General features: G+C 70.3%; 12 protein-coding genes and 1 pseudogene. 5 read left to right on the top strand and 8 right to left on the bottom strand.

All coding sequences use genetic code 11. The annotated features are described in order from the left end of the window. A complete protein-coding gene (locus tag ACE1OC_RS36950) occupies positions 1 to 279 on the top strand; it encodes a DUF1918 domain-containing protein (protein ID WP_407841797.1) in 279 nt (92 codons plus the stop codon). Between the two features lie 79 nt (positions 280 to 358). Continuing rightward, positions 359 to 2,089, top strand: a complete 1,731-nt coding sequence (locus ACE1OC_RS36945) for a GAF domain-containing protein (RefSeq protein WP_407840669.1) — start codon at positions 359 to 361, stop codon at positions 2,087 to 2,089. A gap of 16 nt (positions 2,090 to 2,105) precedes the next feature. On the opposite strand, the gene ACE1OC_RS36940 is transcribed toward ACE1OC_RS36945, so the two are convergent. Then, a complete protein-coding gene (locus ACE1OC_RS36940) occupies positions 2,106 to 2,804 on the bottom strand; it encodes a response regulator (RefSeq protein ID WP_407840668.1) in 699 nt (232 codons plus the stop codon). A 93-nt stretch (positions 2,805 to 2,897) separates the two neighbouring features. Beyond that, positions 2,898 to 3,536 (bottom strand): CBS domain-containing protein, encoded by a 639-nt coding sequence (locus ACE1OC_RS36935; RefSeq protein WP_407840667.1) that lies wholly within the window; start codon positions 3,534 to 3,536, stop codon positions 2,898 to 2,900. A gap of 549 nt (positions 3,537 to 4,085) precedes the next feature. Here ACE1OC_RS36935 and ACE1OC_RS36930 point away from each other — a divergent pair. Beyond that, entirely contained in the window at positions 4,086 to 4,325 is a 240-nt protein-coding gene (locus tag ACE1OC_RS36930; RefSeq protein WP_407840666.1) for an SHOCT domain-containing protein, read from the top strand. Between the two features lie 129 nt (positions 4,326 to 4,454). Here the strand turns inward: ACE1OC_RS36930 and ppdK are convergent, their stop codons facing one another. The 3 genes and pseudogenes from ppdK to ppk2 all read right to left on the bottom strand — a co-directional run bounded on the left by ppdK (position 4,455) and on the right by ppk2 (position 10,188). Continuing rightward, complete coding sequence (ppdK, locus tag ACE1OC_RS36925; RefSeq protein ID WP_407840665.1) at positions 4,455 to 7,154, bottom strand: pyruvate, phosphate dikinase; 2,700 nt, start codon at positions 7,152 to 7,154, stop codon at positions 4,455 to 4,457. 487 nt (positions 7,155 to 7,641) lie between these two features. After that, positions 7,642 to 9,341, bottom strand: a pseudogene (locus ACE1OC_RS36920) (SulP family inorganic anion transporter). Positions 9,342 to 9,393: 52 nt separating this feature from the next. Then, on the bottom strand, positions 9,394 to 10,188 hold the full coding sequence (gene ppk2, locus ACE1OC_RS36915; protein ID WP_407840664.1) for a polyphosphate kinase 2: 795 nt from the start codon (positions 10,186 to 10,188) through the stop codon (positions 9,394 to 9,396). Between the two features lie 273 nt (positions 10,189 to 10,461). Here ppk2 and ACE1OC_RS36910 point away from each other — a divergent pair, with 273 nt between their 5' ends. After that, positions 10,462 to 12,144 (top strand): GAF domain-containing protein, encoded by a 1,683-nt coding sequence (locus tag ACE1OC_RS36910; RefSeq protein ID WP_407840663.1) that lies wholly within the window; start codon positions 10,462 to 10,464, stop codon positions 12,142 to 12,144. A 14-nt stretch (positions 12,145 to 12,158) separates the two neighbouring features. Here the strand turns inward: ACE1OC_RS36910 and ACE1OC_RS36905 are convergent, their stop codons facing one another. Both ACE1OC_RS36905 and ACE1OC_RS36900 read right to left on the bottom strand, forming a co-directional pair. Then, complete coding sequence (locus ACE1OC_RS36905) at positions 12,159 to 12,653, bottom strand: pyridoxamine 5'-phosphate oxidase family protein (protein WP_407840662.1); 495 nt, start codon at positions 12,651 to 12,653, stop codon at positions 12,159 to 12,161. A gap of 124 nt (positions 12,654 to 12,777) precedes the next feature. Then, positions 12,778 to 13,104: an STAS domain-containing protein gene (locus ACE1OC_RS36900; protein WP_407840661.1), complete on the bottom strand. Its 327-nt coding sequence runs from the start codon at positions 13,102 to 13,104 to the stop codon at positions 12,778 to 12,780. A gap of 255 nt (positions 13,105 to 13,359) precedes the next feature. On the opposite strand from ACE1OC_RS36900, the gene ACE1OC_RS36895 reads away from it, so the two are divergent. Continuing rightward, positions 13,360 to 14,067 (top strand): response regulator, encoded by a 708-nt coding sequence (locus tag ACE1OC_RS36895; RefSeq protein WP_407840660.1) that lies wholly within the window; start codon positions 13,360 to 13,362, stop codon positions 14,065 to 14,067. Between the two features lie 77 nt (positions 14,068 to 14,144). Here ACE1OC_RS36895 and ACE1OC_RS36890 read toward each other — a convergent pair whose 3' ends face one another. Then, the gene (locus ACE1OC_RS36890) at positions 14,145 to 15,020 is read right to left on the bottom strand and encodes a universal stress protein (RefSeq protein ID WP_407840659.1); all 876 of its coding nucleotides are present in this window, start codon (positions 15,018 to 15,020) and stop codon (positions 14,145 to 14,147) included. Positions 15,021 to 15,091: the final 71 nt, after the last annotated feature.

Here is a 15,091-nt window from a genome sequence, read left to right as displayed (position 1 = left end):
ATGAACGCGAATCCGCTTGCCCACGAAGACGGGATCCACGCCGAGGTCGGCGACCAGATCATCGTGGGCGGCCCCACCGCCGGAACGACAGGCCGTGACGGCGAAGTCATCGCCCTGCACCACGAGGACGGCACCCCGCCGTACGACGTGCGCTGGTCCGACACCGGCCGTACCACCGTGATCTTCCCCGGCCCGGACGCCCACGTCCGCCACCTGCACGACGAAACCGGTACGCCGCGACACGAGGAGAAGCCGGAAGGGGCAGCGGCCTCCCGTTGAGTGGAAGGGCCGGGCGCCCCGACCGGAGATACCGTGGAACGGATGGCCGTCTCGCCATCCCTTCCTGCCGGAGGCGGGCATGAGCACAGGGGAACAGCCCACCCGGAGCGGTGTTCCTCGACTGCGGCTCGACGAACTGCTGGATGAACTCCAGGTACGGATCGACGAGGTCAGAGGCACGCGGGACCGGCTGAACGGTCTACTCGAAGCCGTCATGTCCGTGGGCCGGGAACTCGACTTGCCGCAGGTCCTGCAAGGCATCGTCGAGGCCGCCGTAGTGCTCGTGGACGCCGAATACGGGGCCCTCGGAGTCATCGGGAACGACAAGAAACTGGCCGAGTTCCTTCCCGTCGGCATCAGCGACGCCCTCCGCGCACAGATCGGAGACCTGCCCTCCGGCCACGGCATCCTCGGCGAGCTGATCCGCCACCCCGAACCACTGCGGCTGTCGGAGCTGTCCGAGCACCCGGCCTCGTACGGGTTCCCCGACCACCACCCGCCGATGCACTCGTTCCTCGGTGTCCCGATCCGGGTCCGCGAGGAGGTCTTCGGCAACCTCTATCTGACCGAGAAGCGCGGCGGAGCCGACTTCGACGCCGAGGACGAAGCGGTCCTGTCCACCCTCGCCGTCGCGGCCGGCATCGCCATCGAGAACGCCCGGCTCTTCGAGGAGGTCCGGCTGCGCGAGCGCTGGCTGGAGGCCAGCTCCGACATCACCAGCGCCCTGCTCTCCGGAGCGCCCGAGAACGAAGTCCTCGAGGGCATGCTGGAGCAGGCCAAGGACATCACCCGCGCCGACATGGGCGTCTTCTACCTTCTCGGCTCCGCCGGTGAACTGCGAGGCTCCCTCGCCCTCGGGGAGGGTGCCGAGGCACACCGCGGGATCGTCCTGCCCAGTACCCAGGGAACCCTCGCCGAGGCCGCACTGGCCCACAACGGCCTCATCACGGTCCCCGACGTGGCGACCGACGAACACGTCACCGTGCACCCCGAGCGGTGGACGGGCTTCGGCCCGGCGGTCGCCGTCACCGTCGGCACCAAGGAAAGCCTGAGCGGCGTCCTCATGCTGGCCCGGCGGCACGGTCGCCCCGTGTTCGCCACCACGGAGGTCGCCCCACTTCCGGGGTTCGCGAGCCAGGCCGCCCTCGCCCTGGAGCTCGCCGACCGGCGCCGCGACACCGAGCAGATGAGCCTCTTGGAGGACCACGACCGCATCGCCCGCGACCTGCACGACCTGGCCATCCAGCGCCTCTTCGCCACTGGCATGACCCTCCAGAGCGCCCAGCGGTTCATTGACCATCCCCAGGCATCGGAACGCATCGCGCGCGCCGTGGACGACCTCGACGCCACCATCAAGATCATCCGATCGACCATCTTCGGACTCCGCGAGCACGAAACCCCCGGTGCGGCCTCCAAGCTGCGCTCCCGCGCCGTCAAGGCCCTGGACGAGGCGGCCGCAGCCCTAGGCTTCGCCCCTGCCCTGCGGATGGAAGGACTGATCGACACCGACGTACCGTCCGCCGTCGCCGACGAGGTCATCGCCGTGGTGGGGGAAGCTCTCACCAACGTCGCCCGCCATGCCGGGGCCACGCGGGTGGAGGTCTCGATCGTCGCGGCCGACGGGAAGCTGACGATCACGGTGACCGACAACGGAGTGGGCCTGCCCGCCGGCGGTCGGCGCAGCGGACTGCGGAACCTGGCGGAGCGTGCCGAAAGGCTCAGCGGCCAGATGGAGATTGCCGCGCCGGGAAACGGGGAGCGGGGCACTAGCCTGGAGTGGCAGGTACCTCTGGTCCCGCCCGCGCGGTGACCGTCACCAGACGTTGCTACCGCTTCACCGTTCCGGCCTCGTGCTCGTGGACCTGGGCGGCGATCACAGCCGCCTGGACCCGCCGCTCCACGCCGAGCTTGCCCAGCAACCGCGAGATGTGGTTCTTGACCGTCTTCTCGGACAGGTAGAGCCGCTTGGCGATCTGCCGGTTGGTGAGGCCCTCGCCGATGAGCTCCAGCACAGCCCGCTCCCGTTCGGACAGAGCTGCCAGGCGGGCGTCCTCCGGTGTCTTCGCCGGTTCCGGGTCGCGCAGGGAGTGCATCAGACGGGCGGTGGTCGCGGGGTCCAGCATGGACTGGCCGGTGGCGACCGTGCGTACGGCCGAGACCAGGTCAGCACCCTTGATCTGCTTCAGCACGTACCCGGCGGCCCCCGCCATGATCGCGTCCAGCAAGGCGTCCTCGTCGTCGAACGAGGTCAGCATCAGACAGGCCAGCCCCGGCATGCGGGAGCGCAGCTCGCGGCAGACGGTGATGCCGTCGCTGTCGGGCAGCCTCACATCGAGTACGGCGACATCCGGACGGAGCGCCGGCCCGCGGGTCAGCGCCTGCTCGGCCGTACCGGCTTCACCCACGACGGTGATGTCCGGCTCTGCATCCAGGAGGTCGTGCAGCCCACGCCGGACCACCTCGTGGTCATCGAGGAGGAACACCTTGATCGGCGCCTCTGCGGAGGCGTTCGGATCCTCGGACATGATCGCCCCTGACTCGGCCCACGCGCTGTGCGTTTCCATCCGAATTGTCGCAGGAAGACGCGCAACGCACCCTGTGGCCGACGAGAACCGGAGCTAGGCAGCGATGGTGCCGTCCTGCTCCATACGGACGTCCACGACACCTTCGACCGCGCGGATCGCCCGTGCGAACAGGGGGACCAAGGCCCGGTCCCGCAGCGGGCCGCGCAGGGTGACGACGCCGTCCCGTACGGCGAAGTCCAAGGTCACACCGGGTGCCAGTTCGGTGAGCACGGCCTGGCGGATCTCCTCCTCGAGCTCCTCGTCGGGCCGCAGGAACACCTTGAGGAGGTCGCTGCGGCTGACCACGCCTTCCAGCATGCCGAGCGCGTTCACGACGGGCAGGCGCTTGACGTGCCTGCGGGCCATGATCCGGGCGGCTTCGGCGACGGGCGCGTCGGGGTGGACGGTGATCGCCGGGCTCGACATGAGCTCCGCGGCCAGCACCGCCCCGGCCTTCGACGCTTCCTCCAGCTGCTCGGGCAGCGCGGGGTCCGTACGCCGGAACTCTTCCTTCGGCAGCAGGTCCGCCTCGGAGACCACGCCGACGACCCGGCCTTCGCCTTCCAGGACGGGGACCGCGCTGACCTTCCACTGGTGCATCAGCTCGACGATCTCCTTGTAGGACGCCCCACGGCCGATGGCGATGGCGGTGTGCGTCATGACGTCACTGACGGTGTAGCGGGATGCGGGCATGACCGGCTCCTTCGGCATACGGACGATCAGAGGAAGCTGCCGCTGCCGTAAGGCGCGTACAGGTCGAGAAGGCGCACTCGGGCGGCCTGCAGCCGGTTGGCCAGGACCTACCCGACCTAGGGCCTGTCGGCAGAGCCGAAGGCCGTGTCGGCGTCCATCAGCGCCCGCACGCTAGCCGCGTCGAACTCGTACGCGCCTACGGGCGTCATCACCTCGGCGCCAAGGCGCCAGGACTAGGGCTTGAAGAGCCACGAGCAGCCCACCAGCTGACCGGCACCGAGGCTATCGATGACGGCGGAGCGGGTGGGTGGGTGACGGGGTGGTCATGAACGGCCTCCTGTTCGAGTCCGTCTTCAGTCTTGGTGGTCCCGCCGGTCCCGGGCATGGGCCCTGTGGCCCCGACTGTGGGCCGACCGGCCCATGCCGGGGCTCGGTGCAGCCGGAGATCCTGGCAGCAGATGGCCGGCTCGCGACCGTCGACCCCGTCCACCTGGTAGGTGCGCAATGTACTGGAATGGCCATGGCATGGGGGCCTGGGGATGGTTCGCCATGTCCCTCACCACACTGATCATCTGGACCCTGATCGTCGCCGCGGCCATCCTCGTGGTCCGCGCCCTCAGACGGGACGGTGCGGACGGGCCCACAGTGCCCGCGCCGCACCCGACCCCCGACAAGGGGGCCGAGAAGCTTCTCGCGGAGCGATTCGCCAGAGGCGAGATCGACGACGAGGAATACCGCCGGCGGCTCGCGGTACTGCGAGCCCATGCCCCTGGGCCGACGTCCCTTTGAGCAAGCCCGACCTGGTCACCGTCTTCCGCCTGTGTGAGAGCAGCGCGTAGCGGACGGCCCACTCGCGCGCTTCACCTCCTTGGAGCCCTCCGCCCGCTCGCACCGGCCCCGGCAGGGTCGGTGAGCGTGTCACTTCGTCGCGTCCGCAGACCGTGCCGACAGGGCCGCACGGCCGGCCTCCAGGCGGGCGACGGGGACGCGGAACGGCGAGCAGGACACGTAGTCGAGTCCGGCCTCGTGGAAGAAGTGCACGGAGGAGGGGTCACCGCCGTGTTCCCCGCACACGCCGATATTGAGGTCGGGTCGGGCCGCACGCCCTTCACGGACCGCGATCTCCACCAGGCGTCCGACTCCTTCCCGGTCGATCGTCTCGAACGGGGAGGTCTCGAAGATTCCCTTGTCGAGGTAGGCAGCGAAGAACTCCGCCTCGACGTCGTCGCGGGAGAAGCCCCATGTGGTCTGCGTCAGGTCGTTCGTTCCGAAGGAGAAGAACTCCGCCCGGCTCGCGATACGGCCGGCGGTCAGGGCTGCTCTGGGCAACTCGATCATGGTTCCGATCGGACAGGTCACCGGGACTCCCGTCTCGCGCGCGACCGTGGACAGCACCTCCTCCACCTCTTGCCGGACGAGGTGAAGCTCCTCGACCGCGCCCACGAGCGGGACCATGATCTCGGCACGCGGATCACCTCCCGCCCGCTTGCGGGCAACGACGGCCTCTGCGATGGCACGCACCTGCATGGCCACCAGGCCCCGTTTCACGAGACCCAGTCGGACGCCCCGCAGGCCGAGCATCGGGTTCTCCTCGTGCATGCGCGTGACTGCGGCCAACAGCTCGGTGTCGCGAGGATCCTGTGTCCGGCCCAATGCTTCGTCCCGGGCAAGGCGTACGGCCAGGTCCGTCCGGTCGGGCAGGAACTCGTGCAGGGGCGGGTCGAGGAGCCGGATGGTCACGGGCAGGCCGTCCATGGCGGCGAGGATTCCGGTGAAGTCCTCGCGCTGCAAGGGCAGGAGCGCGGCCAGCGCGACCTCGCGGTCGTTCTCCGTGGGCGCGAGGATCATGGCTTCCACCAGTGGACGGCGGGCCCCGAGGAACATGTGTTCCGTACGGCACAGCCCGATGCCCTCTGCGCCGAACCGGCGTGCTCGGGCCGCGTCCTGCGGTGTGTCGGCGTTCGCCCGTACCCCCAGGCGTCGGGTGGCATCGGCGTGCTCCATGAGGCGGTGCACCTCGGGTACGCCCTCCTGCACGGCGGCGTCCGGTGCGGGTGAGCCCGCCTCGAAGTAGCTCATGACCGCGGAGTCGACCAGCGGTACCGCGCCGAGTCTGACGAAGCCTTCGAAGCCGTCCACGGAGATGGTCTCGCCCTCGGAGACGACGACATCGCCGACGGAGAATCGGCGTGCCCCCAGGTCGATGGCGAGCGCGTCGGCGCCGCAGACGCAGACCTTGCCCATACCGCGCGCCACCACCGCCGCATGGCTGGTCTTGCCGCCCCGGCTCGTGAGCACCGCCTGGGCCGCGATCATGCCCGGGAGGTCGTCGGGCGTGGTCTCCTGCCGTACGAGCACGACTTCCTCTCCGGCGGCGGCCCGACGAACCGCCTCCCCGGAGTCGAAGACGACCACGCCCACGGCCGCACCCGGCGAGGCCGGGATGCCGCGTGTGAGCACGGGAGCCGCGACGCCTGTGTCGAACCGGGGGAACATCAGCCGCGCCAGCATGTCGCCGTCGACGCGGGCAAGCGCTTCGTCAGTGGAGATGAGGCCTTCGTCGGCCAGTTGCGAAGCGATGCTGAAGGCCGCCTGCGCGGTGCGCTTCCCGACTCGGGTCTGCAGCATCCACAGGACGCCGTGCTCGATCGTGAACTCGATGTCGCACAAGTCTCGGTAGTGCGTTTCGAGCTGCCCCATGTAGCCGCGCAACCGGGCGAACGAGACCGGGTCGAGCGTGGCCAGCTCCTGCAGCGGTACGGCGTCGCGGACACCGGAGACGACGTCCTCGCCCTGGGCATTGGGAAGGTAGTCCCCGTACAAGCCGGGGCGCCCGGTGGCCGGGTCGCGCGTGAACGCGACGCCACTGCCGGAATCGGAGCCGAGGTTCCCGAAGACCATGCACTGGATGTTGACCGCTGTCCCGAGGCCGTCCGGAATGTGCTCGCGGCGACGGTAGAGGCGGGCGCGCTCACCGTTCCACGACGCGAAGACGGCGAGGATCGCCTGCCGCAGCTGCTCGGTCGGGTCTTGCGGAAACGCACTACCCGTACGTTCGAGGATGAGGTCCTTGAACATTTCGACGATCCGCATGAGGTCGCAGACATCCAGGTGGGAGTCGTCCTCGACGCGGTGCTGGTCCTTGACCCGGCGGAGCACGTCTTCGAAGAGCGAGCCGTCGACACCCATGACCGTGCTCCCGAACATCTGCACGAGGCGGCGATAGGAATCCCACGCGAACCGCTCCCGGTCGGGAATCTTGGCCAGGCCGAGCACCGAGAGGTCGTTCAGACCGATGTCCAGGATGGTCTCCATCATGCCCGGCATGGAGAACCGCGCCCCCGACCTGACCGAGAGGAGCAGCGGGTCGTCCACCTGTCCCAACCGTTTGCCGGCAGCCCGCTCGAGCGCCGCCAGGTGCTCGACGACCTCGCGGTCCAGGCCCGCGGGCAGCTCACCTGTAGCCAGGAAGACGCGGCAGGCCTCCGTCGTGATGGTGAAACCAGGCGGCACGGGCAGGCCCATGCGCGCCATCTCCGCGAGGTTCGCGCCCTTGCCTCCGAGCAGATCGGCCATGTCCCGGCCACCCTCGGCGAAGTCGTACACATAGGAACCCATGACTGCCACCAGCCTCCTCGGCGATATCTCGCTCATCTCTCACACTGGCTTGTCCCGCACCGGTTCCGAGAGGGGCCGGACGGCCCTTCGTGGGGCCGGACGGGCCCTCTGCCTGTGCCCTGGCCGAGCGCGCGGCCACCAGCGGAGGGGCCATTGGACTCTGCGAAGGGACGTTGGGTACCTGCTCGACCACTCCCGGTATCCGGGACAGTCGGGGCGAGCACGGAGATGCGGATCCGGGCATGACACGAAAGTCGGTGAATGACATGACGGGCTTGCTGGCCGTCGGCGCCATCACTTCCAACGGAGCGCAGGCTGTCCACGGCGGCTGCCGGGAGGGCGTACGCACCGCAGGCGGCGAGCCGGATGCCCTGCGGGTGCATCGCGGGCAACGACGTGGGCCTCGTCGCGTGCCGCAGCTGGATCGGTGCCCGGAAGGTACTGCGTCACGTGCACGGCGGGGCGGACGTGGACCGGTAGTTCCTGCTCATTCTTCCGCGAGCCCCTTCTCCCGGCTCCATGCCCGGTAGGCCTCCAGGGCCGTGGGCAGGGTCGGGTAGATCTGTTCGGCCCCCACCGAGGCCGTCAGGCCGAACGCATCGAGGTCTTCACGGAGTTCCTGCTTGACGCGGGCCAGCGCGAAGACGATGCCGCGGTGCACGAGTTCCCGACGGAGTCCATCGACGGCGTCAAGGGCCGTGATGTCCACTTCGACGTTCGCCTCCGCGTTGAGGACGAACCAGCGGACCGGACGGCTCTGTTCGTCGACCGCCGCCAGGGCGCGTCGGCGGAAGTCTCCGCGTTGGCGAAGAACAGTGGTGAGTCGTACCGGTAGATGACCAAACCGGGAACGGTCTGCGCCGTCGGGTAGTCGTCCACGTCATGCATGCCGGCGAGCCCTGGTACCAGGCCTTCCACCGCGTCATGTGGACGGGCCACTCGAGCGAGGAGCTCGATGACCGACAGGGCCACGGCGACGAGAACGCCGTACAGGATGTCGAGCGCCAGGACGCCCAGGAGACAGCCCAGGGCCAGAAGGAGTTCGCGGCGCCGGAAGGCGGCGAGGCGCCGGAATTCGGCCACCTCGACCAGGCGGACGGCGGCGTAGACGACGATGGCGCCGAGGACGGCGCTCGGCGTGTGGGCCAGCAGGGGGCCCAGGAAGAGCAGGACCATCAGGACGGCGACCGCGGCGAACAATGAGTACGCCTGGCTCCGCGCCTTCGACGACTGCGCCAGGGCGGTGCGGCTCGCGCTGCTGCTGACCGGGAACCCGTGCAGGACACCCGCCCCCAGGTTCGCCGCCCCCAGGGCCAGGAGTTCACGGTTGGGGTCCAGCGGGACCGGATCGCCGCGATCGGCGAAGGCTCGGGCGGTCAGGATCACGTCCGAGTAGCCGACGAGCAGCACACCCAGCGCCGGGACGAGCAGCCGGGGCAGGTCGCCGAGCGGTGGCAGCGAGGGCACCGGCAGGCCGGAGGGCACGGATCCGATCACGGAAATCCCGTACCGGTCGTCCAGCCCGAATGCCGCCACGACTGACGTGGCGAGGACGAGGGCCACCAAGGGGCGCGGCACCGTGCGCCAGTGCTTCGGCGCCACCAGGAGCAGCGCGAGAGCAGCACCGGCCACCCCGACGGTCGGCCAGTCGACGTCCGGGACGTGCAGGACGAAGGAGTACAGCTGCGGGAAGGAGCCCGAACTGGTCGTGCGCACTCCGGTGAGTCGGGGCAGCTGATCAATGATCATGATCAGTGCGACGCCGGCGAGGTAGCCGACGAGCACGGGCCGAGAGAGCAGGTCGGCGAGGAACCCGAGCCGTACGGCCCAAGCGGCCAACGAGACCAGGCCGACGACCACGGCGAGGGCCGCTGCGAGCACCGCGTACCGGCCCGGATCGCCGGCGGCGAGCGGTCCCACGGCAACGGCGGTCATCAGCGCCGTGGTCGACTCGGGCCCGACCGACAGCAGCCGCGAAGAACCGATCAGCGCGTAGAGGACCATGGCCGGCAGGACCGCCCAGAGCCCGGCGACCGGCGGCAGCCCGGCCACACCCGCGTACGCCATGACCTGCGGCACCAGGTAGGCGGCGACGGTGACACCCGCCAACGCGTCCCGCCCGAGCCAGGAGCGGCGGTACCCCCGGAGACCCGCGGGTACCGGGGCCGGCCTTCCAGTTGCGGACATCGCGCTCCTTCTGACGATCCGCTCGGCATTGCGCTCCGGTCTCCGGCGCGGTTCAGTCCTTCCCGAGGGTGGCCGCGTGGTCGGGTACGGCGGTCTGCAGCTCCTTGGACGGACGCTCGTAGCCCGTGGACGGCGGCCTCGGTGGCAAGGTCAGCGACGGTACGGCCACGTCCTCGTAGGGAACCGAGGCCAGCAGGTGGGCCATCATGTTGAGCCGTGCGCTGCGCTTGTCGTCGCTCTCGACCACGTACCACGGGGCGTCGGTCGTGTCCGTGTGGACGAGCATCTCGTCCTTGGCCCTCGAGTACGCCTCCCAGCGGGTGAGGGACTCCAGGTCCATCGGGGAGAGTTTCCACCGGCGCAGCGGGTCCTCCGCGCGGCGCCGGAACCGCTCCTCCTGCACCGCGTCGCTGACGGAGAACCAGTACTTGCGGAGCAGGATCCCGTCCTCGGCCAGCATCCGTTCGAACACCGGGCACTGGCGCAGGAAGCGCTGGTGCTCGGCGGGCGTGCAGAACCCCATGACGTGCTCCACTCCGGCGCGGTTGTACCAGCTGCGGTCGAAGAGGACGATCTCGCCGGCGGCGGGCAGATGCTCGACGTACCGCTGGAAGTACCACTGCGAACGCTCCCGCTCCGTCGGCGTGGGCAGGGCCGCGATGCGCGCGACGCGGGGGTTCAAGTGCTCGGCGACGCGCTTGATCGTTCCTCCCTTGCCCGCGGCGTCACGTCCCTCGAAGACGATGACCAGGCGGGCGCCTTCCGCGCGCGTCCACTCCTGGAGCTTGACCAGCTCGGTCTGGAGCCGCAGCAGCTCTCTCTCGTAGGGTGCCTTCTTGAGACCCATCGCCGTGTCCGTCTCTCTCGCCGTCCAGTGGTGCGGTCAAGTCGGTCACGGCACGCGCCTCCGCGCAAGGATGCGTCGCGCTTCGCACAGGTGTGTCGAGGCGACTGCACGGCTCTCACCGTCAGCTCTCACCGGGCGTGCGCTCCCCGTCCGCAGTGACCGCAGGTGGATGCCCCATCGGGCCCGGCCGTGCCGATACGCTGGCTCCGGACGGGGCGGGCGGCGAAGGGGAATCACGTGAGTGTGGGGGATCCGTCGACGCAAGTGCCTCGGATGCGGCTGGACGAGCTGCTCGACGAGCTCCAAGTACGCATCGACGCCGTGCGCGGCACCCGGGACCGGGTGCACAGCCTGCTGGAGGCCGTCGTCTCGGTGGGCCGGGAACTGGATCTGGCCCAGGTGCTGCGGCGGATCGTGGAGGCCGCGGCCCTGCTCGTCGACGCCGACTACGGGGCGCTCGGGGTCATCGGCCCCGACGGCCGCACCCTGTCGCAGTTCCTGACCGTGGGGCTCGACGAGGAGGCCATCGCCGAAATCGGTCCCCTGCCGGCCGGTCACGGCCTGCTCGGGGAGGTCATCCACCACCCGGAGCCCCTGCGTCTCACCGATCTCGGCGCCCACTCCTCCTCGTACGGGTTTCCCCCGCACCACCCGCCCATGCGCACGTTCCTCGGCGTACCGATCCGGGTGCGGGACGAGGTGTTCGGGAATCTCTACCTGACCGACAAGCGGGGCGGGGTCGATTTCGACACCGAGGACGAGACGGTGATCTCCACCCTCTCGGTGGCGGCGGGCGTGGCGATCGACAACGCCCGGCTCTACGAGGGGTCCCAGCGCCAGCAGCTGTGGCTCAAGGCCAATGCGGAGATCACCGAGAGCCTGCTGTCGGGCAGTCCCCGTCCGGCGGTGCTGGAGCTCATCGCGCAGCGGGCCCAGGAGATCACGGGGGCCCGGATCGCGGACATCTCCATGCCGGTGCCCGGCGCGGAGGGGTTGTTCGTGGAGTTCGCGGCCGGTGCGGACAGCAAGGCCAGGCAGGGGCTCGTCGTCCCCTACGCGGGAACCCTCTCTGGGACCGCGCACCGGACCGGGCAACCCGTCACGGTCCTCCACGCCTCGGACGACGACCGCTACCCGGCCGACGCGCAGACACAGGGCGGGCTGGGTCCCGCCGTCGCGGTCCCGCTGGGCACCGCCGGCCGGGAGAGCAGGGGCGTACTGCTGCTCGCGCGCGCGGCCGGAGAGCCCGCCTTCGGCGAGAACGAGCTCGAGCCGCTCGTCGCGTTCGCGGGTCAGGCAGCGATCGCCTTGGAGCTGGCGGAGCGGCGCCGGGACGCGGAACAGATAGCACTGCTGGAGGAGCGAGACCGGATCGCACGGGACCTGCACGACCTGGCCATCCAGCGGCTCTTCGCCACCGGCATGACCCTGCAGAGCGCCGCACGGCTCGTCGAGCACGAAGGGGCCGCCGAGCGCGTCAGCCGCGCCGTCGAGGATCTGGACGAAACCATCAAGATCATTCGCTCGACGATCTTCGGTCTGCGCACCAAGGACCGCGAGAGCGGACCGGGTCTGCGGGCCCGCGCGGCCCGGGCCGTCGGCGAAGCGGCCACCACCCTCGGCCATCCACCGCGTCTGAGCATGGAGGGCCTGCTCGATACGGACGTCCCGTCCGAGGTCGCCGACCACGCCATGGCGGCGCTGAGCGAGCTCCTGAGCAACGCCGCGCGCCACGCGGGGGCGACCAGGGTCGCCGTGGCCCTCAAGGCCGAACCGGGCGAGATCGTGCTGACGGTCTCCGACAACGGCCGCGGCATCCCGGCCCAGGGCCGCCGAAGCGGTCTGCGCAACCTCGACGACCGGGCACAGAGCCTGGGCGGATCCTTCACAGTAGACACCCCCGACGAGGGGGGCAGCCGGCTCGTCTGGCGGGCGCCGCTCCCCACCGGGAGCTGACGGCCTCGACGCGATCAGCCCAGGACAGCCGACTCGGGCAGCGTCCGCTCCGCCTCCAGCCGGAACCCGGTGACGAGGTCGGGGCGGATCCGCAGGGCTCCGGTCATGGAGTCTCCCACCCAGGGACGCAGCAGAGCCGCGAACCGTGCCGCCTCGTCGGCGTCGGCCACCGGGCACGCGTATCCGGTGACAACGACGCTCCAGCCGAGGTGGGTGACGGGATCGATGGCGTCCGCTTCGTAGGCGACAACCACACCGGGGGTATCGGCCGGGGCAACGAGGGAGGCGAGCGCCCCGTCGTCGTGGATCCGCACGATGACGTCCTCGCCTTCGACCAGGTGGTTGACCGGGCGGACGGCGGGCAGCGCGGACTGCGTGAAGACGATGCGCCCCAGGGACACCGTCCCCAGAAGCCTGAGCGCCTCGGCCCTGTCCAGCTCCCGCATGCGCCGGCCGGTCGTCGTATCGCCCGTGCGACCGCCGACGCGTCCTATGCCGTCCTGGTCCATGATCCGCACCTTCATCCGGTATCGATCGTTCGCGGCTTCCGCGTCACCAGCCTCCCTCGCGATCACCACGGGAACCAGGGCCAAATGGTCCCGACCAGGGCACCAGTCTCGGATGCCACCGCGCTCAGGCCGCCACGATGCGCAACACCCGGTCGGCACCGAGGACGCGCATCGACTTGGCCACCAGAGGTGGCACGCCGCACAGCCGGAGCCGGGTTCCGGCCCAGCGGCAGCGGTGGTCGACACGCAAGAACAGGCCGATGCCCGAGCTGTCACAGAAGGAGATCCCGGACAGGTCCAGGACGAGGCTGCGGTGACCGGATGCGGCGAGGTCGGTGAGGCGCGGTTCCACCAGCCCCGCCGTATGGAAATCGAGTTCTCCGGCCAACGTGACGCGCACGTCGCCTTCGTTCCTCACCGCGGCCTTCAGGTCGATCAAGGTGGTCGTCATGGAACCTCCACGCTGCGTGCGGCCCTGCGGACGAGCCGCGCCTTTCCCCGTGCGGCACCAGCTCACCGCACGCGAACAGGCGCCGGGAAGGTCCACATGCCCCCGACCCAGGGCCGAAGGTCCCTTTCCCCGAAGGCCCACTACTCGGGGAGGCCGCCGGATGAGGGCCTATCGGCCCTGTCCGTTCGGCCCCTGGGACAGGCAGGATGCTGGAGTTCGGGCGCCCCGCACGAACCCAGGCGAAGGAGTTGCGTCATGACCGACAGCGGTGCCCCCTCCCCCACCAAGCCGCCGATCACGGTCTTCCTCCTCGACGACCACGAAGTCGTACGCCGCGGGGTGCACGACCTGCTGGACGCGGAGCCCGACCTGAACGTGATCGGTGAGGCGGGCACGGCGGAACAGGCCCTGATCCGCATCCCCGCGCTGCGCCCCCAGGTCGCCATCCTCGACGTACGGCTCCAGGACGGCGACGGAGTGAGCGTGTGCCGCGAGCTGCGCTCGAAGATGCCCGAACTGGCCTGCCTGATGCTCACCTCCTTCGACGACGAGGAAGCCCTGCTGGACGCGGTGATGGCGGGCGCCTCCGGTTACGTGCTGAAGCAGATCACCGGCACCGACCTGGTCACCGCCGTCCGTACGGTCGCGGCCGGCCAGTCCATGCTCGATCCCGGAGCCACGACCCGGCTGATGGCTCGCATGCGCGGCGACGTGCCCAAGGAGGACCAGGTCCCGGGCCTGCCCGGCTTCACCGACCGGGAGAAGGAGATCCTCGTCATGGTCAGCGAAGGGCTCACCAACCGGGAGATCGGCAACCGGCTCTACCTCGCCGAGAAGACCGTCAAGAACATCGTCTCGCGGCTGCTCACCAAGCTCGGCGTGGAGCGTCGCGTCCAGGCAGCGGTGATCGCCAGCCACACGCTGATCCCGCCGAGCCAGCACCCCGCGCGGGCCGCCGAATAGCCGGCGGCCCGGCACGTGGGAGGGCCGGGCACGCCGTACAGTCGCGTGCCCGGCCTCCCTTCCTGACCCGGGCCGGGTCAGGCGTGCGGGACCACGGCGACAGGACAGACCGCGTGGTGCAGGACGGCATGAGCCACGGAGCCGATGTGCGCCCCCAGCGCCGACTCGCGGACCCGGCGGCCGACGACGAGCAGCTGCGCGTCCGACGCCGCGGTCAGCAGCACGTGGCCGCCACTGCCCTGCTCCACGTGCGCGACGACTTCGACCTCCGGGTACTTCAGCCGCCACGGCTCCAGCGCCTGCTCCAGCGCGGCCCTCTCGTACGGCTCCAGGCCGCCGAACTGGTCGGCGATCCACATCGACCCGGGGCTGTAGCCGTAGACCGGGGGCAGGCTCCAGGCGCGGACGGCACGCAGCGGTACCTTCCTCGCCGCGGCGGCCTCGAAGGCGACGCGCAGTACCTCGGCGGACTCCTGAACGCCGCCCTGCTGCCCGACGACGACCTCCCCCTCCTCCGGTGCGGCCACCGGCCTGCCGTGCGCGGAGCGTACGGAGACGACGGGGCACTCTGCGGCGGCGATCACCTGCCGACCGTAGGAGCCCAGCAGGAACCCGACCAGGGCTCCGTGCCCGCGAGTGCCGAGCACCAGCAACTCCGCTTCCTTGGCGGCGCGCAGGAGGGCCGGCACCGGCACGTCCGAGAGCACTTCCGCGGTGAGGGCCAGTCCCGGGTACCGGTGGGTGAGCTCGCCCTCGACTTCCTTCAGGAGGTCATCGGCCCGGCCGGCTTCGGTGTCGCGGTCCTGGACGATCGGTGCTGCGAGCGGCTGCCACAGCCAGGCGTGGACCACGTGCAAGGGCAAGTCACGCCGTACGGCCTCCCGTGCGGCCCAGTCCGCCGCGGCCCGGCTCTGAGGGGATCCATCCACTCCGACAACGAGCGTGCGCTTCACAGGTCTGTCCTCCGTACTGATGCCGGAGCATCGGGGTCGGTCGGCAGGGGAGCGGCGCCGGCCGGGGGAAC

The organism is Streptomyces stoeckheimensis, from assembly GCF_045822005.1.
GTDB lineage: Bacteria > Actinomycetota > Actinomycetes > Streptomycetales > Streptomycetaceae > Streptomyces > Streptomyces stoeckheimensis.
The sequence above is the reverse complement of the archived record's forward strand: the minus strand, read 5'-3'. Positions and strand labels throughout refer to the sequence as shown.

What these genes read in the sequence shown, in the direction of transcription:
- ACE1OC_RS36935 (WP_407840667.1), bottom strand. Translation starts at nt 3,536, where the DNA reads ATGCCCGCATCCCGCTACACCGTCAGTGACGTCATGACGCACACCGCC.
- ACE1OC_RS36905 (WP_407840662.1), bottom strand. Translation starts at nt 12,653, where the DNA reads ATGGACCAGGACGGCATAGGACGCGTCGGCGGTCGCACGGGCGATACG.
- ppk2 (WP_407840664.1), bottom strand. Translation starts at nt 10,188, where the DNA reads ATGGGTCTCAAGAAGGCACCCTACGAGAGAGAGCTGCTGCGGCTCCAG.
- ACE1OC_RS36895 (WP_407840660.1), top strand. Translation starts at nt 13,360, where the DNA reads ATGACCGACAGCGGTGCCCCCTCCCCCACCAAGCCGCCGATCACGGTC.
- ACE1OC_RS36950 (WP_407841797.1), top strand. Translation starts at nt 1, where the DNA reads ATGAACGCGAATCCGCTTGCCCACGAAGACGGGATCCACGCCGAGGTC.
- ACE1OC_RS36900 (WP_407840661.1), bottom strand. Translation starts at nt 13,104, where the DNA reads ATGACGACCACCTTGATCGACCTGAAGGCCGCGGTGAGGAACGAAGGC.
- ACE1OC_RS36945 (WP_407840669.1), top strand. Translation starts at nt 359, where the DNA reads ATGAGCACAGGGGAACAGCCCACCCGGAGCGGTGTTCCTCGACTGCGG.
- ACE1OC_RS36940 (WP_407840668.1), bottom strand. Translation starts at nt 2,804, where the DNA reads ATGTCCGAGGATCCGAACGCCTCCGCAGAGGCGCCGATCAAGGTGTTC.
- ACE1OC_RS36930 (WP_407840666.1), top strand. Translation starts at nt 4,086, where the DNA reads ATGTCCCTCACCACACTGATCATCTGGACCCTGATCGTCGCCGCGGCC.
- ppdK (WP_407840665.1), bottom strand. Translation starts at nt 7,154, where the DNA reads ATGGGTTCCTATGTGTACGACTTCGCCGAGGGTGGCCGGGACATGGCC.
- ACE1OC_RS36910 (WP_407840663.1), top strand. Translation starts at nt 10,462, where the DNA reads ATGCGGCTGGACGAGCTGCTCGACGAGCTCCAAGTACGCATCGACGCC.